The organism is Citrobacter sp. GW821-FHT02E08 (genome assembly GCF_059421685.1).
Genome location: NZ_JBWKVL010000013.1, coordinates 24,521 through 45,509 on the forward strand (window position 1 = coordinate 24,521; position 20,989 = coordinate 45,509).

Genomic DNA, 20,989 nt, shown 5'->3' on the forward strand with positions numbered 1-20,989 from the left:
GATTGATGGTTGCCGATTGTTGATTTATTGTGATTCCGTTCAATTAAGACATGATGTCTGAGAGGGCGTCATACCTCATTCACTTTTTATCGATCATTGAGCAGAAACCATGACATCAGCGAATTTCTATCCAATTGGCACTCCCGGACAGCCCTGGGGAGAATCTGAGCGCGAGCAATGGCGTAAGAACCAGTTACCGTCACGGTCCTATGACGATGTGTTAAGTCAAATCCGAGCGCTTGGCAACGACTATAAGATTGTTAAGTACGGTGAAATTACTTGTGCCAGTGATACCTATGCTTTAATGGCGCTGCGCAGCGTTGACTGGGATGAATCTTTACCGTCGGCGCTCATCACCGGTGGCGTACATGGCTATGAAACCAGTGGCGTGTTGGGCGCGCTGCGGTTTTTACAAGAACATGGGCAAGAATACAAAGGCAAAATGAATCTGTTGGTTGCTCCTTGTGTCAGTCCGTGGGCATTTGAGCGGATCTCACGCTGGAACTATCATCTCATCGATCCGAACAGAAGTTTCTACGCCGAAGGTAAGGCGGAAGAGTCCCAGGCGCTTATGTCGCTGATTGCGCCGTTGCGGGAACAATTTCGGGTGCATATCGATCTCCATGAGACAACGGATAGCGACGAAAGCGAATTCCGTCCGGCACTTGCGGCCAGGGACGGTGGGCCATATATCCCGGACGTTGTCCCGGATGGATTTTACCTGGTCAGCGACGAAGAAAATTCTCAGCTGGATTTCCAACGGGCGATCATTGCCGCCGTTGAGAAAGTGACCCACATCGCACCGTCCGATGCAGAAGGGAAGATGCTGGGCTTTCGGGTCGCGAGTCCAGGGGTCGTTGAATATCCGAATAGTCACTACCATCTTTGTGCAACCATGACCGCTGCTCGCTATACCACGACGACCGAAGTGTATCCGGACAGTGAAAAAACAAATCCGGAAGCGTGCATCATTGCCCAGGTTGAGGCGGTGAAAGCGGCGCTGAACTTTGCGCTGGCGCATTAAAGCCAACCGGATTTTTCAAGCAAATTTTAGCTAAAAAATGGAAAGGGATTTTCATTTAATTTGCGAGTAAAATAAACAACTGTTGTATCTGCTTTTGGCATTGGGGGCGATACAATGACAAGGTGAAAGGGAGTTCCTTTCATGTGAAATATTCAGTTCAGGAAGAATATCATGAAGAATTGCGTGGTTTTATTCGTTGCAGCAGTTTCTTTCCCTCTGGCGGCGCAAGGGAATATCAACACAATAAAACCCACTGCTTTTATTGCACTGAAAAAAAATAGTGAGCAGTATACGGGCGTATGTAAGGCCGCTATAAACCGTTGTGGGGAAGAAACAAAGGTCTGGAAAGCAAAAGGTCTGGAGGATGTTTTTTACTTAATAGAACCCACACTTGAGATGATAAAATTCCGCAAAAAAAATGACGATTACATCAAGGAAGGGCAATGGAAGTTCGACAATAAAAATAACGATGAAAATGAGATGAGTGAAGACCTGATAAAAGATAAGGTATATATCTATCCGGCTTTATATCCCTTGAGCAAAACAAAACAGGCCATTGCTTTAGTGACGAAATGGCAGGCATTGTATTCCGGTGGTAGCCGTGAAGAGGAGTATGCTGACTTTATCATGCTCAATGATGATGGCTCATCTCAGGTGGCATTTAAGGATGTCCTTTTTTCATCAAAGGCGATGATCAGGGCGTGTTTTACCGCAGAAGAGTATGCCAAAACCTCACACTGTCATGATGAGGATTGGGCGCTTTTGAACCTGAAGTTTATTGATGAGGGTAAAGAGTATTACTCATGGAAATTTATTACTAAATCATACACCTGGCCCGCGTTTATTGAAAAAGCATCAACTCAGCCAAAAATAACGGAACGTGTCGCCTGGCCGTTTCAGTAGGGACACATTGGTTGTTAGTGATCGTCAACCGGTATCTGTGTGACAAATTATGTCGTTAAGGGGCGTAGCAAAATAGTTTTCTGCGTTGAACCCCTAATACATCCATTTTTCTACGATTTCATCGCCCAGGCGCTCTCGCAGTAGTTCCTCATTTCCTTCCTCATCATGAATAAACAACAGGCACATGAACATCAGAATATCGAGGTACTGACCCACATCGGTAAACATTTTCGTTAGCATAGGTGAGCTGTCATGATCAAAATACCAGACTTCGCCGGTATTGCGGTGAAAACACCATAAATTACCGTTGCCAAGATAGTCGCCAAAGACAATAAGCTGATTAACCAGCGTCCATAGCGAGGTTGATTCAGGCGTATCCTCCAGAATATCTGTAATACCGGGATAAGCATCAAGTAGTGGTTCAATATTGCTGTATTTCACAGGCGTCACGCTACACAAACTTTCGGAGAGTTCCAGTACACCAATGTTTTCGTGATACGTGCGTAACGGCGTTGGAAGTGGGCAAGCAAGACGCTGTTCAAGCGCATCAATTTCCTGGGCGTTAACTGGCGTGAGGCTCGCAGGTTTTGCCCACTCCGCGCGATATGCCTTGACGCAGGCAAGCCACCACTCTAGTTGCGCCTTGTCATTGGTAAATTCTGGCCAGACCAATGGCGGGGTATGACTGGCTGATGTGGCGTCGGTGGAAGATAAATTCATTTATTATCACTGCCTTAATATTTAATATGTATTTGAAGGTTCACAAAAATGCTGTTTCACTACTTCCTGTTTTTTTCACTTCAATGCCATGAAATTTAACCCCTAACCCATGCTCCGGGTCAAGGGAAGTGGAAAGCATGAAGCCAAATTGATGCTGATTCTCAGGAGAAAGGTATATTTTTACCAGTGTCAGATTTTTCACACTGGCTCCGTATACGCGTTCACAATATTGTTTAGCTTCTGCAGTGATCTTCTGATAGAAATCATTTTGTGTCTTGACGAGAAAATCGATGTCATCCTTCATTTTTTGATCCGCAAACTCCGCCTCAAGATTTATGCACTGAACCGGTTCAGGACCGAAGGCCTGCAGAATTAAATCAACAGCAATGCCTTCGTCGTCTTCATAAAACTGTCGCTCATCTGAATTCATAAAAATTCCCTTTCTATAAGACCTGTTTCGTTACGGCGTATTACTCAGTATCGCATAAGCGATGATGGAGCAGGGTGGCGTCTTCTGCAACTGCCTTGTGAAGCATCGGCGTAGTAATGTCCACGCCTCTGTTCATACAGGAAGATTTTCGATACATATAGAATATCAATTATCATTATTATTAGTAATGGGGCTAAAATGATTTTCCCCATGAACACCCTTCATAATTTCTCTTTGAGGGGGTTCCTGAATAAGGAAATGGCCAATGCTCAAAGAAAACTTCAATGAACTGCAAATTTTTCTGGTGGTGGCAAGAGAGCGGAGTTTTACTAAAGCGGCCGCTAAGCTTGGCGTTTCGCAGTCAGCGCTAAGTCATGCGATGAAAGCGCTGGAAGAACGTTTAAATATCCGTCTTTTAACGCGAACCACCCGAAGCGTTGCGCCAACGGAAGCCGGAGAGCGAATTATTGCCTGCCTGGAGCCACGAATCGCCGAGCTTGAGCAAGAGTTCGAGGCGCTTGTTCAACTGAACGGCACCCCCTCAGGCAATATCCGACTATCCGCCGGTGAACATGCCGCGCGGAGTCTGGTATGGCCAAAGCTGAAATCCTTCCTCAGAGAATACCCGGAAATCAATGTCGAATTGGTGGTTGATAATAGTTTTGTCGATATTGTTGAAGGACGTTTTGATGCCGGGGTGCGTCTTGGCGAAAGCGTTGATAAGGATATGATCGCGGTAAGAATTGGGCCGGATATGAGAATGGCAGTGGTCGGCGCACCGGCTTATTTTGCCGCAAACCCAGCACCTGAAACGCCGCACGAACTACAACATCATCGGTGCATCAATATGCGCTTGCCAACGGCCGGCGGTCTTTATCATTGGGAATTCGAGAGGGAAGGGAAGCCGCTGCGCGTCAGGGTTGAAGGGCAACTGACGCTTAATTTGTTGTCAGAACGAATTGATGCGGCGTTATCCGGATTTGGTCTTGCCTGTGTACCAGAAGATATGATTCAGGAGTATGTGAAATCAGGAGAACTTATTCAGGCTCTGCAGGCGTGGTGTCCGTTATTTCCCGGTTACTACCTTTATTATCCCAACCGTAAACAGCATCCGCCAGCTTTCGCACTGATGATCGACGCGCTTCGGTACTTTGAATAACGGGTCTGCAGCGCACAGCAGACCCGCTTGCGTTTAACGATCTACACGAGCCTGATGTTCCGGGGAGTAACGATTACCGACGATTTTCACCGTTTCAAGCGCCTGGGTTATCTGCTGCAAATCATCCTGAGAAAGAGGGATGTCTGCGGCACCCAGATTCTCCTCCAGTCGGTGCAGTTTGGTGGTTCCTGGGATGGGCACAATCCACGGTTTTTGTGCCAGCAGCCATGCAAGGGCAATTTGCGCAGATGTCACCCCTTTTTCAGCTGCCAGTTTGCCCAGTAACACGACCAGTTTTTCATTCGCTTCCAGCGCTTGTGCGGCAAAGCGCGGTACCTGGCTTCGATAATCATCCTGACCAAACGTGGTTCCTGCCGTGATAGATCCCGTCAGGAAACCTTTGCCTAACGGGCTGAATGGCACGAAACCAATACCCAATTCTTCCAGCAGTGGCAGGATTTCCTGTTCAGGTTCACGCCACCACATTGAATATTCGCTTTGCACAGCGGTAACCGGTTGGACGGCATGCGCCCGCCGAATAGTCTGCACGCCCGCTTCGGAAAGACCGAAATGTTTGACCTTACCTTCAGCAATCAGATCTTTCACCGTCCCCGCAACATCTTCAATGGGGACATTGGGATCGACGCGGTGCTGATACAACAGATCAATAACGTCTGTTTTGAGACGGCGCAGTGATCCCTCCACGGCTTCACGAATATGCTCCGGACGGCTGTTTAAAATCTGCTGCTTGTTGTCATCACCAAAAGTGAAACCAAATTTAGTCGCGATAACGACGCGATCGCGAAACGGTTTTAAGGCTTCACCGACAACGTCTTCGTTCTGATAGGGGCCATACACTTCGGCGGTGTCGAAGAAAGTGACGCCACGTTCAACCGCGGCACGAATGAGTTCGATAGCCTGGCGGGTATCTGTCGCCGGGCCGTAGCCGTGGCTGAGCCCCATGCAACCGAGACCCAGCGTTGACACCTCGAGTCCAGATTTACCCAAATAACGTTTTTGCATTTAATACGTACCTCTTTTTCGTGGCTTAAACGTCGAGTTTTCGGCCTGTTAACCATTCCACCATCGCAGGATCGCGGTGAGAGAAGAAGGCGCTGGTTGCGGTATCAAGGGCCGCAATCTGCAGCATATCTTCCGTACTGAGTTCAAAATCGAGAATATTGATGTTCTCTTCCATACGTTCTTTTCGCACCGATTTCGCCAGCGAAACGATGCCACGCTGGAAGATCCACCGCAGGACAACCTGACCCACACTTTTGCCGTATTTCTGACCGATCGCCGCTAATGCGGGATGCTGGAAAAGACCATGTTTACCTTCAGCAAAAGGGGCCCAGGCTTGTGGCTGAATGCCGCGGCTTTGCATCCACGGAACGGCATGCAGCTGCTGATTGAAAGGGTTTACTTCAATCTGGTTTACGGCGGGAACGATGTTGTTGAAAGCGATAAGGTCGGCAAGTCTGTCCGGATGGAAGTTACTTACGCCAATCGCGCGAATTTTCCCTGCCTGTTGCAATTCTTCCATGGCACGCCAGGCACCGTGGACGTCGCCGTAAGGCTGGTGAATCAGATACAGATCAACATAGTCCAGCTGTAGTCGATTCAACGAACGTTCGAACTGTGCTTTCGCACCCTGGTAGTGGGTGTCCTGAAGCCACAGTTTGGTGGTGACAAAGAGTTCGCTGCGTGGAATGCCGCTACGTTTCAGCGCGTTCCCGACCTGGATTTCATTCTGGTAAGAGGCCGCAGTATCAATCAGGCGATAACCCGTTTCGATAGCCTCGATAACGGCGCTTTCGCACTCGGCGGCATCCGTCATCTGAAACACACCAAAACCCAGCAGGGGCATTTCAATACCGTTGTTCAGTTTTACCGTTTGCATGACGTTATCCTTCAAACTGTTGTCGGGGGAAAAGCATAACGCAGAGTGATTTATTTGATTAGATGGGGTAATAAACTAGGGTTTATTAGAATGGCTCATTAATAGACCGAAACCTGACGGGAGGATGAGTGGCAAAAGCGAAGGTTGCTAACAAACGTTGAGGATGATTTGACGCGTTTTATGCGAGAGCCAGATGCTTTATAAGACAGCACATCATATTAATGTGCGTGCCTGAACGTTCACAGTCGAGACAGAGATGATCATCATCCGCAAATTTAGATGAACAAAGTTCACAGATAACCAGAAGACGATAGGATGAAACGTACGATACAAAAATTGAGTATGATCAGATATGAGCGCGTTGCGAACGTGATGTCCGGTAAAACCAATCGTCATGACAAGCAGGCCAGGTTGTTGGTATTGATGCTGAAGAAAGCGCTTTCAAAGGCTATCAGCAACCAGGACAATCATAACCACAAAACTACGGATTCTGCCTGATTCCATGCTTGTCAAAGCTCAGTAGGATTGTCTATTCATTGGCTCATTAGAAATGTCTATATGTTGAAAAGGCCGCTGTGTGCCAGAAGCGGTCGCTTGAGAGACATCCAACCCCATCTCCTGTACACTATCGTTCATAATTTTAATGATCTATGGGTATCAGTTCATGGTTAGCAAAAAAGAGATGATGGAGCATTATGTCATCGATCCTCAGGATAGCTACTTTGTTAATGGTGTACCGCCGATTGAGAATATTTCGGTCGTTGCTTATGATCCCTCGTGGCCGGAAATATATTCAGCACTGGAATCTAAAATTAAGGATATATTAGGTTCGAATTTGCTAAAAATTGATCATGTGGGTTCTACGGCAGTACCTGGTCTGGCCGCTAAACCCGTTATTGATATTGACGTGACGGTTGCTGATGCTGGGGATGAAGAAGTATATTTGTTAGCGCTTGAAAAACTTGGATATAGACTAATTGTTCGTGAACCTCGCTTCCATGGCCATCGCCTTTTTCATTATGAAAATCCTAGAGTTAACCTACATGTTTTTACTCAGGACACCCCTGAAACAGCTCGGCATTTGCTTTTCCGAGATTGGCTTAGACAGTCAGAAAAAGACTGCAAATTATATGCTAATGCCAAATTCGAAGCAATTAAAGGTTGCAGCTTTGATATTCATAAATATCATGAAAATAAAAGTAAAGTGGTACACGATATCTATCAGAGGATTTTTAAACATTTGGGCTATATTTGATGTGCTATATCCTGGAAAGGATAAAACCCACACGTTCCTCTACTGAAGTACATGGTAATTCAATCAATTGATAGTCATACATACGGTATGTTTTCACCATTGCGTGATATGTCGCGACGGCAACATCGAAAGATTGTTTGCGCTCTGTGTCCTGTACATATATATCACGCCAGGGTGGTGCAATAAATACGATTCGGTTATAGCGAAATTTCTCGATGGCGTTTTCTAGATGCCTCGGTATGGAAAGCTCAGAAAGACGTAAATAACCCACAACATCAGGAACACCACGGTCGAAGAAGCAGGGTTGTGTTTGCCCTTCCGCTTCATGCCACGAACGCATTTCCCAGGATAGCATCAGTTCTGCAAATGCACTCTGGTTAGCCCACGGTAATGCATCGCCGCCGATGTTAACCTGGTCTTGTATCACACCTCTTCCTGCTTCTTTAGAACACCAAAACCCTCGTTTTATAATCGTATCAATTATCGTGCTTTTGCCTGATCCTGGGCCACCTGTAAGAATGAAGCGATGTTGTAAAACTGAAGACATTGACCTCTCCTGAATATTTATTGATGCGATGAAGCAGCAATATACCTGTGATGGTTTGAATCACTACATCTTATCCTGAATTGCATGTCAGCTCATCGCTCATTGCAGACTGTCGTGTTATACCGCAGAGTCCTGCCAGCTCAAGTTCAAACTAAGGCTGCCATTCAATCCGGGATAATTCGATTATGAGGTTTTCGATTTTTGTTGCCATAATTTCTCTGTAATCATCAGCTGTCTTACCGTTTCGACTGACAGGTTGATACTCTCAGACGTTACCAGCATTCTTTGTGCCTGTGATGGCCCCATGTTCAGGCACTCAGTCTTCAGAAAATGAATAACGCGGGCTTTAATCTCTGCCTGAAGTCGGTGATTACTGGGTTTTCCACGCCGCTGGCTGACTAACCCGACAGGTCCTGCCTGTAGGTATTGCGCAATCAGACGGCGGCAGTGGCGCGGGGTTATCTCCATTGATGCAGCCGCATCCGTCAGACTTAATTCCCGGGATATAACGGCTTCAATGAGTTCCAGCCGGTAGCGTTCCCTGAGTGACATCATCACTTTTTCATCTGTTTCTGACATGTCTGGTCTCTTTTTCAGGATGAATTAGCCGCTGTTGCTCGTTTGCCTCGGGTTCATCTTTTTCCAAAAATGGCCTCCGAGCTACCCTGAAGCTTTATCATGGCTTCAAGCATGTCATCTTCGTTCAGTGAACGCTGAGATTTGTTAATGCTGGGTGCATGCCGCCTGCGGGAAGGTTCATCGCCAGAAGGTACCGACTGTGAACGGTTATTGTCACGTTTTCTCTGGACCTGCCTGGCAACGTCCAGCACATGGCCCAGTCTTTTATTATCTACAATCGCGACGGGATCAACTTCCGACAACCGGTCATAGGTGGAATAGGGGAGCAGCACATCATTCAGGCGCAGTTCCTTATGCCCGTCAGGATAATGCCAGACGTCGATATATTTACCTATGGCCCGACGGCTGTACTCACTGTCTTCAATAAGATAAAGCACTTTATCGTACTGTACTGTAAGGTTTTTTGAAACCCGACGGGGTTCTCGCCAGGTAAATTCCGCATCAAGATCATCGGTTAATGTCAGTGGCCTGTGAGCATTAAAATCATGCCGGGGGGCTTTGGCAAACCGCTTGTTGTAATCGGTCATGTATTCTTCGGCAAACGCATTTGCTGCATCTATCGTACTGATCCCTTTTAGCCTGAGCTCCTTAACCAGCCGGTCCTGAAGTGTCAGATGGGCGCGTTCAACGCGGCCTTTTGCCTGACTGGTTTCCGCGCACAGAGGGGTGATGTTAAGGCAACGCATGGCCCTGGCAAACTGGGTTTCACCGGGCCCCGTGGTGGCGTGCTTATTATTGACTCTGAATACGCTGGCTTTATCGCTGTAGAGGATCATGGGTTTACCGAATTTCTCGATATAGCCACGTGTCGCTTCAAAATAGGTAAACGTGGATTCAGATTTCACAAACAGCAGGTGCATCAGGCGGCTGGTCGCATCGTCAACATAGACCAGTGCTGTACAGGGCCGACCCCGGTTTTCAAACCAGTGATGGTCACAACCATCAATCTGGATCAGCTCGCCGGTACAGGGACGCCGGTAACGGGGCTGGTGAATTTTCGGTGGGCGTTGTCTGCGGGGGATCCATAGTCCGGCTTTTATCATGAGGCGTCTGATGGTTTCCTTGCCAAGGATCAGACCATGAAATTCCTCGAGCTTTTCCCGTGCCAGCGTCGGTCCAAAATCGGGGTAGCGTTCTCGGATGATATTCAGCGCCAGCTCAGTCAGTGATGCGGGCAACAGGCGGTTTCCGGTGCGACCGCGACTCTGGTTGTTCATACCAAGCGGTCCGGACTGACGATAACGTTTCAGCAGACGGCTGCAATGGCGTGGCGTGATGCCGAGCATCTCCGCAGCCTGGCCAGGACGCAGGTTGCGATCGATGACGTCCTGAAGGATTTTGAGGCGGTTGATTTCTTTCACGGTGAACATTCCAGCGTCATGTGTAGCCATAGAAAACCTCTCATCAGGAAAAGTGAGTCGGTGTCCAGGTTCACAGGTTTGAACACTATAGACTGGACATTCCTAATGAGCCAGAAATAGACATTAGCATTGAGCCACTACAATGCTGGTGCGCATAATGTATATTATGTTAAATTGATTATTAAGGCCGATAACTTTAAACCACTCCCACGTTCTGAGAGTCTCTGGCATCCCTCCTCTTGCGTTATTAGCTCATCAGGTTGAACATGACCACCATGGCTTGCATGTTATATTGACGCTTCAGTCGAGTTAACGCTGTTAGCATCTAACTGATGTGTCTGTTACACGAACAGATGGGGAAACCGGTTGGGTTACATACCATGGGCATTCCGGCAGCGATCAGTACCCTCGGGGTAACCGTCAGTTTTGCTATTCCACAGCTGTGGTTGGGTTACGGCGTACTCGCCGCACTAAACCAGCCTGCTGACCGGGTGTTCGTGTGGGTTGTGCTGATCGCGCTGCTGTTCGCTGGCATCAACGGTCTGACGACATTTATGATTGGCAAAGGCAGCATTCGCGCCTTACGGGTGCATCTTACTCTGGCAGTGATAAGTCTGCTGTTGACGGCTGTCTACCTGGTTTCTGCGCTGACTGGCGCGATGAACGGTACCAATTGGCCGGGTGTCGATCTGACCGCAGCGCTGCTGAGTGTCATCATTCTACTGCTCAGCGCTGGCTGCATTCTGTCTACAGCCTTCTATAAGATGCTACTGTTCACCCTGCATAATCGCGCCTGGCGCCAGTTGATCTACCAGGCAAGAAATACTCACACAATTGGTACAAAATAGTCGCCAGCCAGCTTCTTTATTGCTGGCACTACATTGCTGATGACGCCACTTTCTTGTACCCTCACCCCAAATCTGAATTGACGGGACCTCCTGTGACTGCTCACTTTTCTAAAGATCCTTTGCATGGCGTGACGCTTGAAATGCAAGTTAATGCACTTGTTGCGCGTTATGGCTGGGTTAAATTGGCTCAACTGATCAACATCAACTGCTTTAAGAATGACCCAAGTGTCAAATCGAGTTTGAAATTTTTGCGACGTACGCCGTGGGCCCGCGCGGAAGTTGAAGCGCTATACCTTGATTCTCTGAATGATGCAGAGCCTGAAGTAAAGGATGAACCTGCGTTTAATCCGTGGACCGAGGGGCGCAGTAAGAAGGATTAATCCCCTACTCTGCCAAGCCGCCTGTATGCCGCACGCTTCGTATTGACTTACGTTTGAATAATACGAGAATGACCTTCTCACGTGATCATCGGAAAACTGGCATACATGGATATCTGCTCTCGTCGCCTCCAGCGCATGGCTAAAAAGTCATTATCATTTATCGCAATGGCTCTTTTACTTTCCAGTTGTTCCTCAGAACCTCCGGTTTCGCTTGTCACGCCGTCAACGCCAGTCACACCGGGTAAACCTCAACAGCGCCAGGAACCGATGCGCGGTATCTGGTTGGCAACGGTTTCTCGCCTTGACTGGCCACCGGTATCATCTGTCAATGTGAGTGATACCGCCAGTCGAGTCCGTCAGCAGCAAAACGCGTTGACCAACAAGCTGGATCAGCTGAAAAGCATTGGTATCAATACCGTATTTTTCCAGGTCAAACCAGACGGTACGGCGCTCTGGCCCTCGGAGATTTTACCCTGGTCAGATCTCATGACCGGCACCATCGGTGAAAATCCGGGTTATGACCCGCTGCAATTTATGCTTGATGAAGCGCATAAACGCGGCATGAAAGTGCATGCCTGGTTTAATCCGTATCGCGTTTCCACCAACACGAAGCCGTCGACCGTCGCCGAACTAAACAGCACGGTGTCTCAACATCCTTCAAGCGTTTTTGTGTTGCATCGCGACTGGATCCGAACCGCGGGCGATCGTTTTGTTCTCGACCCGGGCATTCCGGAGGCACGCGACTGGATAACCAGCATCGTTGCCGAAGTCGTCTCACGTTATCCGGTTGATGGCGTGCAGTTTGATGACTACTTCTATACAGAGTCTCCAGGTTCCACGCTCAATGACAACGAAACCTTCCGAAAATACGGCGGCGCGTTCGCATCGAAAGCAGACTGGCGTCGGCACAATACGCAATTGCTGATAGAACAAGTTTCGCGAACCATTAACACGCTAAAACCCGACGTCGAATTTGGTGTGAGTCCGGCCGGGGTATGGCGTAATCGCTCACACGATCCCGCCGGTTCCGATACGCGAGGCGCAGCTGCCTACGATGAATCCTTTGCCGACACGCGTCGCTGGGTTCAGCAAGGATTACTCGATTACATCGCCCCGCAAATTTACTGGCCCTTTTCGCGCAGCGCGGCCCGTTATGATGTACTGGCAAAATGGTGGGCCGATGTCGTGAAGCCGACCAACACGCGGCTCTACATCGGTATTGCCCTGTACAAAGTTGGCGAACCCTCCAAAAATGAACCGGACTGGATGGTCAATGGCGGCGTGCCGGAGCTTAAAAAACAGCTTGATTTGAATGAATCGGTGCCACAAATTAGCGGCACGATCCTGTTCAGAGAAGACTATCTCAACCAGCCGCAAACGCAGCAGGCGGTCAATTATCTGAGAAGTCGCTGGGGCAGTTAACGGACCTTCCCTTCCCTGTAATTAACGCCTGGCAACGTGCAGCCAGTAGATTGCACGCTGTCGGGTTGAGCTATATCTCATTTTCCTGACGGGCATAGAGATACGCCGTTGCTCTTGAAATACCGAGATGCTGGGCGATAGTCTCCATCGATTTTTTCACCTCCAAAAGACCGTCTTTACGTAATTCCTGAATAACGGCTTTTCGGTCGGCAATATTGAGTGCGCGTGCCGTGGTCGCACGTTTGGCGGCGTAACTGTCGATACGCTGGCGGATCGCCTCCGATCCTGTCGGTTCTATATGTTCCTGTACGGAGGTGTTTTCGATCTCGGTGAAGCGCGCTAACGCACTTTGCATGCCCCGGAATAGCGTCATGTCCACGTTCAGACACAGGGCCGCGACGTACTTGCCATCATTATCTTTAATGCCAATAGAGGTGCTTTTCACCGGGCGGCCATCGGCAAATTGATTGCCGTAGTTCGCCACAATGTTGGGGAAATCCGGCGAGGCAATACGTGCAAGCCCCAATTCGGTTGCGGGTTGCCCTGCTTCCCTGCCGGATAAGTTGTTATGGATCGCGAGAATCGCATGTTCGGGATTTTTAAGGTCGTGCACAACAACTTCGCAGAATGGCGAAAAGGTTTCACTGAGCCCTTTAGCAATGATATCAAGCTGACCTAACAGTGAATTTTCCTCGGGTTTAGACATTTTCTCTCCTGCGAACGACGCAATATTCCCGGTGCAGTCTAAAGAAAAAGGATATCTGCTGCCAGATATCCTCACGTATTTAGCCTGCCAGAAACTCGCTATAACGGCTGATATCGACGTTACCGCCGCTGATAATGATCCCCACCCGTTTCCCGTGTAACCGTTCTTTATTGGCTCGCGCCGCAGCAAACCCTAAGCAGCCGGTCGGCTCAACCACCATCTTCATCCGCTCGGCGAAAAAGATCATTGAGTCAATAAGTTCCTGATCGGAAACCGTAAGAATATCATCGACGTGTTTCTGAATGAGCGGAAACGTATACTGCCCAAGATGCTGGGTTTGCGCGCCGTCGGCAATGGTTTTGGGGGTATCAATGTGGACGATGTTGCCACTGCGAAATGATTGCTGTCCATCATTGCCCGCTTCTGGCTCAACGCCATAAATTCTGCACTCTGGCGACAAATGTCGTGCGGCCAGCGCCGAACCGGAAAGCAATCCGCCGCCGCCCAGACAAACATAAAGCACATCGAGCGGGCCGACCTCTTCGATCAACTCTTTGGCGGCAGTCCCCTGCCCGGCAATCACATGCGGGTGATCGTAGGGCGGGATGAGCGTCAGTCCGTGCTTTGTCGCCAGATCCCGGCCAATCTGTTCGCGGTCTTCGGTATAGCGATTGTAGACAACCACATTGCCGCCATACCCTTTTGTCGCCGCCACTTTTGCCGCAGGCGCATCGTGCGGCATGACAATTGTCGCCGGGATGTTCAATAGCTTTGCCGCCAGCGCAATGGCCTGGGCGTGATTGCCGGACGAAAACGTCACGACGCCCGCCGCGCGCTGTTGTGGCGTAAACTGGCTGAGGGCGTTCATCGCACCACGAAACTTAAATGCGCCCATGCGTTGGTAGTTTTCACACTTGAAAAATACCTCTGCCGAAAACGCATCATTCACCGTACGGGAAGTCAGCACCGGCGTGCGGTTAGCATAGCCTTCGATGCGCTGTGCCGCAGCAACCACATCGTTGTACTCAGGGAATTGCAGTGAAGTCATGTTGTTAACTCCGAATAATTCAGGAAGACGAACGAGCAAGGGCAACGGCTTCAACTTCTACGGCAAATCCATAATGAAGCGCATCAACGCCAGCCACCACGCGAGCAGGTTTAAACTCTCCCAGCCATTGTGCGTAAATCTGATTGAACAAGGGCCATTGCGAGACATCAGTGACATAGATTCTGACCGACACCAGTGAAGCGCGGTCTGTTCCTGCCGCTGCAAGGCAGGCATCGAGGTTTGCCAGCACCTGATGCACCTGCTCTTCGAACGAGGCGGCGGGATTGATCTCACCTGCTGCGGTAACGGGTAATTGACCCGAGACAAACACAAAACCCCCGGCGGTGCAGGTGTGCGAGTAGTGGCCTGCAGGGCTCACGCCGGACGTCATGTTTCTGAGGATAATGTCGGAAGACATACGTACTCTCCGTATAGGTTATAATACAAAATGTCTAATTTAATACTTTATGTATATATAACGCGATTCTTCCTGCTCGCCAACCCTTTTCTCTGCCCCGGGATCACATTTTGAGCAACCGTAAATCCAATAAAAAAGCCGTGTTGAGGGTATTCAACACGGATTTTTAAGCATCAGCGACCTGTGGTTTGGTCAGGTCATACGTTCAGACGACGGATATTTTCAGCGATCCGTTTTTGTATCGTGTTAAGCGTTGCCTGGGTAATGTGTCCGGGATACAGGTCTTTCGCTATCTCACTGAATCTGGCGGCGACCGCACAAATCTTCGCGATGATTTCGTCCACCTTCTGCGGCATTAACTCCGCTTCCTGTTCGCCCAGCGTCTGCAGATGTTTTCTCTCGATATCTAATGCCTCGCCCATGACATCCATCTGGTGATAGCCGCCAGGCCCTTCACACCAGGTAACATCATATGCGGGAGCCAGCGTCCAGTTACCCTCTGCGGACATCAGCCAGGCAAAGTTCTTCGGATGATCGTCCCGATTATTAAACACCACGTTGAAGACCACACGCTCAAAGGCGACGGCTTTTTCTCTGACATCGTTGGTGCATATTTGGGTGGCGCGTAAAAAACTGCGATAGTCCAGTGCCCCCGGAACCTGATAATTCGCCCCGGTAAAAGAGGCCAGACTTTGCATCGGAACACGACGATCATTGTTGCGGTCAAAGCGACGCGTGGCAAAGGCTGCCTGTTGATCATCCAGCGCGAAGTAAGCGGTGTCCGGGGTGGCAATACCGCACCGACGCAGACATTCAGAGTACACCGCCTCAATGGCGCAGACTTCCGCATGCTCATGTTGTGCCGGAAACTTGATTAACCAACTTTCGTATCCGGGTTGCGGTGACGTGGTGAATTTTTTAGTGACAGTGTCACGATAAAGTAACGCTTTGGGTCTTGCGCCCTGCGGTGAGCCTCCCATCTGCAGTAACTTTTGCAGGAACTCGCCGCCCTCACCGCTCAATACCTCTTGTACTTCAGAGGCTAACTGAATAAGGGGAATCTCCTGTGCACTGACTGTATCTGCGTCCGGCTGAACCGGCTGGAATGTCATGGCGCCCATCGCATTGCTGCCGATCCAGGTCAATCGTTCCAGAGGACCAATGCGCGCGGCATTGAGTCCCCGTCGTTTAAACAATCGATCCATGAGCAGCATTCCCCAACCATCGGGCAATGAATCATAAACGGGGCCAGGCAGACCAAGCTGATGGGCGGGAAAACCTTGTCGTAAGCGAGGACCATTAAGAGGTAGGGTCAGCCGGGAGAGTTCGAAGCCTTTGCGTACGGCTTCATCACTGTATTCGAAGGCAATCAGCGGGCGTCCCGTCATGGCGGTAGACGACATCAGTCGGCCCCAACGCCAGCGTTCACCCCATCCTTCATAAAAGACATCAATGTGTTCAGGCATCGTCATTTTTCCTTCTCACGCGTTGACGTGCTGAACTCTCTTCGTAGCGCACCATGTCATCCAGGCTCTCAATTTTCGGTTTGAACAGGTTTTCCAGTTCATCCCCCAACCCCAGAACAACTGCCACCCTGACCAGCCCCTCAAAGCCCACATTTCGTCCGGCCTCGAGATTCGACACCGTATTCACGCCAATCCCCGCGCGTGCAGCAACCTCCGCCTGGGTCATCTGTTTTGACAGGCGTTCTTTGCGTAATCGTTCGCAGAGAAGTTTGACGATTTCAACGGGCGTTCTGAGCATTAAATCCATAATAGGGTGGCTTATCTCGCTTAATTGCACTTTATCCACAATATTATAGAGTTAATTATGAATATGCGCAAACCAGCACAACACCCAAAATAAAAGAATTAAGTGCATTAATACAGTTTAATGCACTTAATATTGGAGTTAACTCGCCATGACAGGTTCCGGCAGTCTGAACGAAGAAACCAGCAGTGCCAGTTGCTCCGCCTCTTCTTTCAGCACCTGAGTACGCGTCGCCGCATCGTCGATAAGCGAGGCGTTCTGCTGAACCGTACTGTCCATTTCGGTGACGGCCAGCGTCACTTCGGAAACCCCTTTACGCTGTTCGTCCCCGGCAACACGGATCTCCCCCATCAACTGTCTTACCTGCCGTACATTGCTGACCAGTTCTTCCAGTCGGTCACCCGCATGATGAATTTGCTGACTTCCGGTATTCACATGCGAGACCGATCCATCAATTAAGGTTTTGATCTCTTGCGCGGCAGTAGCGCTACGCTGCGCCAGCGTACGCACTTCGGAGGCGACAACCGCAAATCCCCGCCCGGCATCACCGGCCCGTGCCGCTTCGACCGCCGCATTGAGCGCCAGGATATTCGTCTGGAATGCAATGCTGTCGATCACTGCCACAATTTCGACCATCCGACCGGATGACGCACTGACGTTATCCATGGTCGAAATCACCCCCTGCATTACATCGCCGCAGCGGTTCGCCGTTTGCGCGGTGCTTTCGGATAACTCATCCGCTAACTGTGTGTTGCCTGAATTTTGATGCACGGTCGCATTTAACTGTTCCATGGCCGCCGCACTCTCCTCAAGGGCCGCCGCTTGCTGGGTCACGCGCGTGGATAACTCCGTATTGCTGTCTGCCAGACTGACGGCGTTGCTGGCAACCACGACGCTACTGCTACGAACGTTGATCAAAATGGCGGCTATTTTGTCGACGAAAAGGTTAAATGCCTGGGCGATATCAGAAATTTCATCTTTCCCACGAACATCCAGACGTCGGGTGAGATCGCCTTCCCCCTGAGCAATATCATCCAGTGCGCGGCGTGTATCATCCAGCCGGGAGATAAGCCTGCGCACCACCAGCCATGCACCCACCAGCAACAGCGTCATAATCGGGATCAGGACTTCAAGAACATCCTGCATCATCACTTTCGCCAGGCCGACAATACGCTCTTGCGGTGTGACCAGACCGACCACCCAACCGGTGTCCGCCATCGGGAACAGCATGACCCGTGAAGGGGCGTTAATGATGTTGTCATGTTCGAGCGCTATAGATGTCACCTGTGCGCTGCCGCGTAGCGATTTCAGACTCTCTGCCACCGGCGTCAGCCAGTCAGAGGTGCTGAGCAGATCGCTAAACGTCTTGTATTTTGCCGGGTCAGCCTGCGGGAAATAGAGAATCTGCCCCTGCTTATCCACCACAAAGGCATAGCCGCCAGTGCTGTTACCTTGCTGGCGCATAAACGTCGCGACATTATCCAGACGGATATCGGTGGTGGCGACGCCAGCAAACGCGCCTGAGTGACGATACGGAATGCTACAGGTCACCATATTGACGCCAGAGATCGCATCACGATAAACATCGGACCACAGACAGCTATCCTGCGAACGCCCTTTCGCCTGCTGATACCAGGTTTCGCTGTGGTAACCGTTGCCGCCAGGCACGTTGTAGTCATCTGAAAATATCAGCTTTCCTTCGGCGTTACGCGACCAGAAAAAACTGCGGCGTTCTACGCCTTGCGTAAAGGCATCCGGTTCTGGCCAGATCCCGCCGCCGGTAATCATTGCATTATTCTGCTCGCCAATCAGATGGGGAACCACACTGCGATAAAGCGCCTCATCATTGGGAAGCACTTCGGCCATCCGCGCAAGGGTGACGGTTTCCCCTTCAATACGTGATAACACGGTACTGAGATGCCGGGTCAGACCTTGTCCCGTCTCCTCAATAAGGGCGGAATTGATCTCGATAACCCGTGGCTGACCGCGCCACAGCATAATCGCCACGATGACCAGCGTGGTGACGACCAACAGCAAAATGCCGCCGAGGGTTAAACGGGTAGAAATACGTGAGGGATACCAGGCCATACAAACTCCTTATGTAAAAGGCGAACGTTTAACCAGTATCGGCACGCAAATTTATATCTTTATGGCGGTTGGGTGATAAAGCATGGTGAGGGTTTTATGATTTAAACGTGACAATGTCACATATAACAAAACCCAGCACTCTGGCTGGGTTTAAATAACGCTAAAAATTATTTAGATAATTCTTTTTTGATTTCGTCTTTAATTTTGCTTAATTCACTCTGAGGATGTTTTTTGCAAATTTCAACGGTTAACGGAACCGCCGTGGTCACGGTTTCGTCGAAGCTAACAAAGTCACCGCCTTTGAAATCTTCATCTTCATTAAGCACCCAGAAAGCCACCGGTGCCATGGTTTGCGGATTCAGATCAACGAACTCCTGACAGCTCATACCTTTGGGTGTGACTTCAGTTTTGGCGTTATCCGTTGCTGCACTTACGCTTACACTGGTCAACAGCGCCGCCACCAAAATACCTGCTGTAGAAAGGGAGAACTTATTCATTTTTGTGACTCCATAAACACAATAATTAATATCTACACACGCGCTTTAAACCGTTAATGTAGGACGAAAGAAATAATACCCCAGACGTTTCAGGAATAAAGTCGCTGGCAATTGTTATGGCTATTATTGATATTTCCGGCGACTGATTTTTATGTATCGGGCATTAAAACCCCCTGCGCTTTGTGATCGTGTCTACGAATTCAACATATTCCGCCCCCGCCTCTACAGCCGTTGCACCAAAAGTGAACTACGCTGCACAAATGTTGATCGTTAGTTAATTAAAAATTACCAAAATTTAACAAAAAAGGCGTCGGGACGACTGTCGATGGTATGGCACGCGTCCTGCATTGTTAATCAGATAACAGCAACGCGGCATCTGACAGCGACTTAACAGCGAGACGGTAATGACAGAGAAACCTGAATTATTTGCCCGCATTGAACGCACGTTCAGTCAGCAAACGCCAAGCGAAAAGCGTGTTGCAGGCTGGTTGTTGACCCACGCGGCGCAGATCCCCTTTGAAACGGCTGACGGCATCGCTAAAGCGACTGGCACCAGCGGGATCACAGTGGGGCGCTATTTGCGTAAACTCGGGTTTCGCAATCTGGAGGATGCCAAAGCGAGTCTGCGCGAACTCCCCTCTATCCCCTATCAGCCCTGGGGAATGAACGAGCGTCTGGGGTCGTGGCAGCAGCAACAGCGGTTGCCGGACCGCGCGCAACAGTCGTTGTCGCTGGAAATTGACGCCATTAGCCACGTCTATCAACTGGCGCAAAGTGAAACGTTTTTACGGATTGCACAGCAACTGGCTCACGCAGAAGCCGTCTACATTCTGGGGATCCAGTCGACTCGCGGAATTGCTAACGCATTTTTTAGCCATCTGGAATATCTGCGTCCTAAGGTGAGTTACTCCGAAGGGTTGTCAGGGAGCTGGGTTGAATCGCTGAATTCAGGGTTTACGCAGCCCTATGTGGTGATTACCGACACCCGCGCCTACTCCGCCACCGCACGGCACTACTGTCGCGTGGCCAGTGAACGGCAGATTCCGCTGGCGCTGGTCACCGATGTCTGGTGTCCGTGGGCAAGAGACTATTCCATTGATTTATTGCAGGTAAAAACCGATACCGGGCATTTCTGGGATTCCCTGGCGCCCGTCAGCTGTCTGTTCAACTTATTACTCTCCAGCGTGGTTGAGCAGTTGGGCGATACCCTCGCCGAACGCTTACACACCAACCGTCAATTACAACAAGAATTTGGTCAATTCGAACAATAAACAGGAACTGTGCTATGTCAGAAAACCCCGTACTGCGCGATGTGTCGGCGATCTTCCCGTCGCTGCATATCGATCTCAAATACGCCACGGCCGATAACCTCACCGGCGCGCCCATTTATCGGGAAGCGCGTTGCCTGTTACACAAAGACGCCGTTGCTGCGCTGGCAAAAAGCATCAGCATTGCGCAACTGGCGGGCTTGTCTCTGGTGGTGTACGACGCCTACCGCCCGCAGCAGGCGCAATCCATCCTGTGGGATGTCTGCCCTGACCCGCAGTATGTGGTCGATGTGGCGATTGGGTCGAATCACAGCCGTGGCACCGCTATCGACGTCACGCTGATGGACGCAAACGGTCAGGTGCTTGATATGGGCGCGGGTTTTGACGAAATGCACGACCGTTCTCACGCATATCACCCGTCGGTGCCGGCGCAGGCACAGCGAAATCGCCTGCTGCTGAACGCGATTATGTTCGGTGGCGGTTTTGTCGGGATCAGCAGCGAATGGTGGCATTTTGAATTACCTGCCGCCGCGAAATACCCCTTACTCGACGACTGCATTGCCTGTTTTTCACCCACGACAACACAACACACACTTTAATTCTGGA

At 49.9% G+C, this 20,989-nt stretch carries 24 protein-coding genes; 10 read left to right on the forward strand and 14 right to left on the reverse strand.

What is annotated here, in order from left to right; translation table 11 throughout:
• The first annotated feature begins 109 nt into the window (after positions 1-109).
• Entirely contained in the window at positions 110-1,024 is a 915-nt protein-coding gene (locus AC07UY_RS16160) for a M14 family metallopeptidase (RefSeq protein ID WP_494660177.1), read from the forward strand.
• A gap of 171 nt (positions 1,025-1,195) precedes the next feature.
• Positions 1,196-1,927 (forward strand): hypothetical protein, encoded by a 732-nt coding sequence (locus AC07UY_RS16165; RefSeq protein ID WP_494660176.1) that lies wholly within the window; start codon positions 1,196-1,198, stop codon positions 1,925-1,927.
• A 93-nt stretch (positions 1,928-2,020) separates the two neighbouring features.
• Here AC07UY_RS16165 and AC07UY_RS16170 read toward each other — a convergent pair whose 3' ends face one another.
• Complete coding sequence (locus AC07UY_RS16170; protein ID WP_494660175.1) at positions 2,021-2,647, reverse strand: SMI1/KNR4 family protein; 627 nt, start codon at positions 2,645-2,647, stop codon at positions 2,021-2,023.
• A 40-nt stretch (positions 2,648-2,687) separates the two neighbouring features.
• Positions 2,688-3,077, reverse strand: a complete 390-nt coding sequence (locus tag AC07UY_RS16175) for a hypothetical protein (protein WP_494660174.1) — start codon at positions 3,075-3,077, stop codon at positions 2,688-2,690.
• A gap of 265 nt (positions 3,078-3,342) precedes the next feature.
• On the opposite strand from AC07UY_RS16175, the gene AC07UY_RS16180 reads away from it, so the two are divergent.
• Positions 3,343-4,236 (forward strand): LysR family transcriptional regulator, encoded by an 894-nt coding sequence (locus AC07UY_RS16180; RefSeq protein WP_494660173.1) that lies wholly within the window; start codon positions 3,343-3,345, stop codon positions 4,234-4,236.
• A gap of 33 nt (positions 4,237-4,269) precedes the next feature.
• Here the strand turns inward: AC07UY_RS16180 and AC07UY_RS16185 are convergent, their stop codons facing one another.
• Positions 4,270-5,259, reverse strand: a complete 990-nt coding sequence (locus tag AC07UY_RS16185; protein ID WP_494660172.1) for an aldo/keto reductase — start codon at positions 5,257-5,259, stop codon at positions 4,270-4,272.
• Between the two features lie 25 nt (positions 5,260-5,284).
• Positions 5,285-6,136, reverse strand: a complete 852-nt coding sequence (locus tag AC07UY_RS16190; RefSeq protein ID WP_494660171.1) for an aldo/keto reductase — start codon at positions 6,134-6,136, stop codon at positions 5,285-5,287.
• Between the two features lie 315 nt (positions 6,137-6,451).
• Between AC07UY_RS16190 and AC07UY_RS16195 the strand changes: the two genes are divergently transcribed.
• Together AC07UY_RS16195 and AC07UY_RS16200 are read left to right on the forward strand one after the other, a co-directional pair.
• Entirely contained in the window at positions 6,452-6,634 is a 183-nt protein-coding gene (locus AC07UY_RS16195; RefSeq protein ID WP_494724435.1) for a hypothetical protein, read from the forward strand.
• 166 nt (positions 6,635-6,800) lie between these two features.
• On the forward strand, positions 6,801-7,391 hold the full coding sequence (locus AC07UY_RS16200; protein ID WP_494701558.1) for a GrpB family protein: 591 nt from the start codon (positions 6,801-6,803) through the stop codon (positions 7,389-7,391).
• 4 nt (positions 7,392-7,395) lie between these two features.
• Here AC07UY_RS16200 and AC07UY_RS16205 read toward each other — a convergent pair whose 3' ends face one another.
• The 3 genes from AC07UY_RS16205 to AC07UY_RS16215 all read right to left on the reverse strand — a co-directional run bounded on the left by AC07UY_RS16205 (position 7,396) and on the right by AC07UY_RS16215 (position 9,968).
• Entirely contained in the window at positions 7,396-7,938 is a 543-nt protein-coding gene (locus AC07UY_RS16205) for an AAA family ATPase (protein ID WP_494701559.1), read from the reverse strand.
• A gap of 183 nt (positions 7,939-8,121) precedes the next feature.
• Positions 8,122-8,517 (reverse strand): helix-turn-helix domain-containing protein, encoded by a 396-nt coding sequence (locus AC07UY_RS16210; RefSeq protein ID WP_494701560.1) that lies wholly within the window; start codon positions 8,515-8,517, stop codon positions 8,122-8,124.
• Between the two features lie 53 nt (positions 8,518-8,570).
• On the reverse strand, positions 8,571-9,968 hold the full coding sequence (locus tag AC07UY_RS16215; protein WP_494701561.1) for an ISNCY family transposase: 1,398 nt from the start codon (positions 9,966-9,968) through the stop codon (positions 8,571-8,573).
• Between the two features lie 302 nt (positions 9,969-10,270).
• On the opposite strand from AC07UY_RS16215, the gene AC07UY_RS16220 reads away from it, so the two are divergent.
• The 3 genes from AC07UY_RS16220 (at position 10,271) to AC07UY_RS16230 (ending at position 12,588) form a co-directional block, all read left to right on the forward strand.
• Entirely contained in the window at positions 10,271-10,786 is a 516-nt protein-coding gene (locus AC07UY_RS16220; RefSeq protein ID WP_494701562.1) for a hypothetical protein, read from the forward strand.
• 92 nt (positions 10,787-10,878) lie between these two features.
• Positions 10,879-11,166 carry a VF530 family protein gene (locus tag AC07UY_RS16225; RefSeq protein ID WP_494660167.1) on the forward strand — a complete coding sequence of 96 codons (288 nt, stop codon included), beginning with the start codon at positions 10,879-10,881 and terminating at the stop codon, positions 11,164-11,166.
• A 105-nt stretch (positions 11,167-11,271) separates the two neighbouring features.
• Entirely contained in the window at positions 11,272-12,588 is a 1,317-nt protein-coding gene (locus AC07UY_RS16230; RefSeq protein WP_494701610.1) for a glycoside hydrolase family 10-like protein, read from the forward strand.
• Positions 12,589-12,658: 70 nt separating this feature from the next.
• Here AC07UY_RS16230 and AC07UY_RS16235 read toward each other — a convergent pair whose 3' ends face one another.
• The 7 genes from AC07UY_RS16235 to hdeB all read right to left on the reverse strand — a co-directional run bounded on the left by AC07UY_RS16235 (position 12,659) and on the right by hdeB (position 19,115).
• Positions 12,659-13,294, reverse strand: a complete 636-nt coding sequence (locus AC07UY_RS16235) for a helix-turn-helix transcriptional regulator (protein ID WP_494701563.1) — start codon at positions 13,292-13,294, stop codon at positions 12,659-12,661.
• Between the two features lie 79 nt (positions 13,295-13,373).
• Positions 13,374-14,342, reverse strand: a complete 969-nt coding sequence (locus AC07UY_RS16240; RefSeq protein WP_494701564.1) for a threo-3-hydroxy-L-aspartate ammonia-lyase — start codon at positions 14,340-14,342, stop codon at positions 13,374-13,376.
• A gap of 19 nt (positions 14,343-14,361) precedes the next feature.
• Positions 14,362-14,760 (reverse strand): RidA family protein, encoded by a 399-nt coding sequence (locus tag AC07UY_RS16245; RefSeq protein ID WP_192612199.1) that lies wholly within the window; start codon positions 14,758-14,760, stop codon positions 14,362-14,364.
• Between the two features lie 197 nt (positions 14,761-14,957).
• The gene (locus AC07UY_RS16250; RefSeq protein WP_494660225.1) at positions 14,958-16,226 is read right to left on the reverse strand and encodes a type II toxin-antitoxin system HipA family toxin; all 1,269 of its coding nucleotides are present in this window, start codon (positions 16,224-16,226) and stop codon (positions 14,958-14,960) included.
• Positions 16,219-16,533 carry a helix-turn-helix domain-containing protein gene (locus AC07UY_RS16255; protein ID WP_192612200.1) on the reverse strand — a complete coding sequence of 105 codons (315 nt, stop codon included), beginning with the start codon at positions 16,531-16,533 and terminating at the stop codon, positions 16,219-16,221. The genes AC07UY_RS16250 and AC07UY_RS16255 overlap by 8 nt, the downstream gene beginning before the upstream one ends.
• 138 nt (positions 16,534-16,671) lie before the next feature.
• Positions 16,672-18,618 carry a methyl-accepting chemotaxis protein gene (locus AC07UY_RS16260; RefSeq protein WP_494701565.1) on the reverse strand — a complete coding sequence of 649 codons (1,947 nt, stop codon included), beginning with the start codon at positions 18,616-18,618 and terminating at the stop codon, positions 16,672-16,674.
• 167 nt (positions 18,619-18,785) lie between these two features.
• On the reverse strand, positions 18,786-19,115 hold the full coding sequence (hdeB, locus tag AC07UY_RS16265; RefSeq protein WP_276291775.1) for an acid-activated periplasmic chaperone HdeB: 330 nt from the start codon (positions 19,113-19,115) through the stop codon (positions 18,786-18,788).
• Between the two features lie 404 nt (positions 19,116-19,519).
• Between hdeB and AC07UY_RS16270 the strand changes: the two genes are divergently transcribed.
• Positions 19,520-20,386 (forward strand): MurR/RpiR family transcriptional regulator, encoded by an 867-nt coding sequence (locus AC07UY_RS16270; protein ID WP_494701566.1) that lies wholly within the window; start codon positions 19,520-19,522, stop codon positions 20,384-20,386.
• A gap of 14 nt (positions 20,387-20,400) precedes the next feature.
• Positions 20,401-20,982 (forward strand): D-alanyl-D-alanine dipeptidase, encoded by a 582-nt coding sequence (gene ddpX, locus AC07UY_RS16275; protein ID WP_494701567.1) that lies wholly within the window; start codon positions 20,401-20,403, stop codon positions 20,980-20,982.
• The last annotated feature ends 7 nt before the right edge of the window (positions 20,983-20,989 follow it).

Coding starts and splice junctions, on each gene's coding strand:
- AC07UY_RS16160 (WP_494660177.1), top strand. CDS start 110: ATGACATCAGCGAATTTCTATCCAATTGGCACTCCCGGACAGCCCTGG.
- AC07UY_RS16165 (WP_494660176.1), top strand. CDS start 1,196: ATGAAGAATTGCGTGGTTTTATTCGTTGCAGCAGTTTCTTTCCCTCTG.
- AC07UY_RS16170 (WP_494660175.1), bottom strand. CDS start 2,647: ATGAATTTATCTTCCACCGACGCCACATCAGCCAGTCATACCCCGCCA.
- AC07UY_RS16175 (WP_494660174.1), bottom strand. CDS start 3,077: ATGAATTCAGATGAGCGACAGTTTTATGAAGACGACGAAGGCATTGCT.
- AC07UY_RS16180 (WP_494660173.1), top strand. CDS start 3,343: ATGCTCAAAGAAAACTTCAATGAACTGCAAATTTTTCTGGTGGTGGCA.
- AC07UY_RS16185 (WP_494660172.1), bottom strand. CDS start 5,259: ATGCAAAAACGTTATTTGGGTAAATCTGGACTCGAGGTGTCAACGCTG.
- AC07UY_RS16190 (WP_494660171.1), bottom strand. CDS start 6,136: ATGCAAACGGTAAAACTGAACAACGGTATTGAAATGCCCCTGCTGGGT.
- AC07UY_RS16195 (WP_494724435.1), top strand. CDS start 6,452: ATGAAACGTACGATACAAAAATTGAGTATGATCAGATATGAGCGCGTT.
- AC07UY_RS16200 (WP_494701558.1), top strand. CDS start 6,801: ATGGTTAGCAAAAAAGAGATGATGGAGCATTATGTCATCGATCCTCAG.
- AC07UY_RS16205 (WP_494701559.1), bottom strand. CDS start 7,938: ATGTCTTCAGTTTTACAACATCGCTTCATTCTTACAGGTGGCCCAGGA.
- AC07UY_RS16210 (WP_494701560.1), bottom strand. CDS start 8,517: ATGTCAGAAACAGATGAAAAAGTGATGATGTCACTCAGGGAACGCTAC.
- AC07UY_RS16215 (WP_494701561.1), bottom strand. CDS start 9,968: ATGGCTACACATGACGCTGGAATGTTCACCGTGAAAGAAATCAACCGC.
- AC07UY_RS16220 (WP_494701562.1), top strand. CDS start 10,271: ATGTGTCTGTTACACGAACAGATGGGGAAACCGGTTGGGTTACATACC.
- AC07UY_RS16230 (WP_494701610.1), top strand. CDS start 11,272: ATGGATATCTGCTCTCGTCGCCTCCAGCGCATGGCTAAAAAGTCATTA.
- AC07UY_RS16235 (WP_494701563.1), bottom strand. CDS start 13,294: ATGTCTAAACCCGAGGAAAATTCACTGTTAGGTCAGCTTGATATCATT.
- AC07UY_RS16240 (WP_494701564.1), bottom strand. CDS start 14,342: ATGACTTCACTGCAATTCCCTGAGTACAACGATGTGGTTGCTGCGGCA.
- AC07UY_RS16245 (WP_192612199.1), bottom strand. CDS start 14,760: ATGTCTTCCGACATTATCCTCAGAAACATGACGTCCGGCGTGAGCCCT.
- AC07UY_RS16250 (WP_494660225.1), bottom strand. CDS start 16,226: ATGCCTGAACACATTGATGTCTTTTATGAAGGATGGGGTGAACGCTGG.
- AC07UY_RS16255 (WP_192612200.1), bottom strand. CDS start 16,533: ATGGATTTAATGCTCAGAACGCCCGTTGAAATCGTCAAACTTCTCTGC.
- AC07UY_RS16260 (WP_494701565.1), bottom strand. CDS start 18,618: ATGGCCTGGTATCCCTCACGTATTTCTACCCGTTTAACCCTCGGCGGC.
- hdeB (WP_276291775.1), bottom strand. CDS start 19,115: ATGAATAAGTTCTCCCTTTCTACAGCAGGTATTTTGGTGGCGGCGCTG.
- AC07UY_RS16270 (WP_494701566.1), top strand. CDS start 19,520: ATGACAGAGAAACCTGAATTATTTGCCCGCATTGAACGCACGTTCAGT.
- ddpX (WP_494701567.1), top strand. CDS start 20,401: ATGTCAGAAAACCCCGTACTGCGCGATGTGTCGGCGATCTTCCCGTCG.